Source organism: Streptomyces sp. NPDC040610 (assembly GCF_055594065.1).
The window spans coordinates 1,546-3,311 of record NZ_JBVIXA010000031.1; the positions used below are offsets into that span (position 1 = coordinate 1,546).

A 1,766-nucleotide genomic window follows, 5' to 3' on the forward strand; every position below is an offset into this window, starting at 1 on the left:
GCCTAGATGACGGGCTACACCCTTACCCCGGGACAACCACCGCCCGGGCTGGACTACCTTCCTGCGTCACCCCATCACTCACCTACTACCAGATTGGACCGGCGGCTCCACCACTCCCCTTTGCCCGAAGGCTCCAGGGCGGCTTCACGGCCTTAGCATCACTGGATTCGATGTTTGACGCTTCACAGCGGGTACCGGAATATCAACCGGTTATCCATCGACTACGCCTGTCGGCCTCGCCTTAGGTCCCGACTTACCCTGGGCAGATCAGCTTGACCCAGGAACCCTTAGTCAATCGGCGCACACGTTTCTCACGTATGTATCGCTACTCATGCCTGCATTCTCACTCGTGAACCGTCCACCACTCGCTTACGCGGCAGCTTCACCCGGCACACGACGCTCCCCTACCCATCACGATCCCCGTTGGGGGTATATATCGCAATGACACGACTTCGGCGGTACGCTTGAGCCCCGCTACATTGTCGGCGCGGAATCACTAGACCAGTGAGCTATTACGCACTCTTTCAAGGGTGGCTGCTTCTAAGCCAACCTCCTGGTTGTCTCTGCGACTCCACATCCTTTCCCACTTAGCGTACGCTTAGGGGCCTTAGTCGATGCTCTGGGCTGTTTCCCTCTCGACCATGGAGCTTATCCCCCACAGTCTCACTGCCGCGCTCTCACTTACCGGCATTCGGAGTTTGGCTAAGGTCAGTAACCCGGTAGGGCCCATCGCCTATCCAGTGCTCTACCTCCGGCAAGAAACACACGACGCTGCACCTAAATGCATTTCGGGGAGAACCAGCTATCACGGAGTTTGATTGGCCTTTCACCCCTAACCACAGGTCATCCCCCAGGTTTTCAACCCTGGTGGGTTCGGCCCTCCACGAAGTCTTACCTCCGCTTCAGCCTGCCCATGGCTAGATCACTCCGCTTCGGGTCTTGAGCGCGCTACTAAAACGCCCTATTCGGACTCGCTTTCGCTACGGCTTCCCCACACGGGTTAACCTCGCAACACACCGCAAACTCGCAGGCTCATTCTTCAAAAGGCACGCAGTCACGACTATGCAGCAAGCTGCATAGCGACGCTCCCACGGCTTGTAGGCACACGGTTTCAGGTACTATTTCACTCCGCTCCCGCGGTACTTTTCACCATTCCCTCACGGTACTATCCGCTATCGGTCACCAGGGAATATTTAGGCTTAACGGGTGGTCCCGCCAGATTCACACGGGATTTCTCGGGCCCCGTGCTACTTGGGTGTCTCACAAGCAAGCCGCTGATGTTTCGACTACGGGGGTCTTACCCTCTACGCCGGACCTTTCGCATGTCCTTCGCCTACATCAACGGTTTCTGACTCGCCTCATGACCGGCAGATCATGAAAGTGAGATCCCACAACCCCGTATACGCAACCCCTGCCGGGTCTCACACGCATACGGTTTGGCCTCATCCAGTTTCGCTCGCCACTACTCCCGGAATCACGGTTGTTTTCTCTTCCTGCGGGTACTGAGATGTTTCACTTCCCCGCGTTCCCTCCACACTGCCTATGTGTTCAGCAGCGGGTGACAGCCCATGACGACTGCCGGGTTTCCCCATTCGGAAACCCCCGGATCAAAGCCTGGTTGACGACTCCCCGGGGACTATCGTGGCCTCCCACGTCCTTCATCGGTTCCTGGTGCCAAGGCATCCACCGTGCGCCCTTAAAAACTTGGCCACAGATGCTCGCGTCCACTGTGCAGTTCTCAAACAACGACCAACCACCCATCACCC

General features: G+C 57.4%; 1 rRNA gene (running past one end of the window). It reads right to left on the reverse strand.

Annotation, left to right across the window (positions count from 1 at the left end):
• Nucleotides 1-1,710, reverse strand: a 23S ribosomal RNA gene (locus ACZ6AA_RS40830) (it extends 1,512 nt beyond the left edge of the window).
• Nucleotides 1,711-1,766 lie beyond the last annotated feature (56 nt).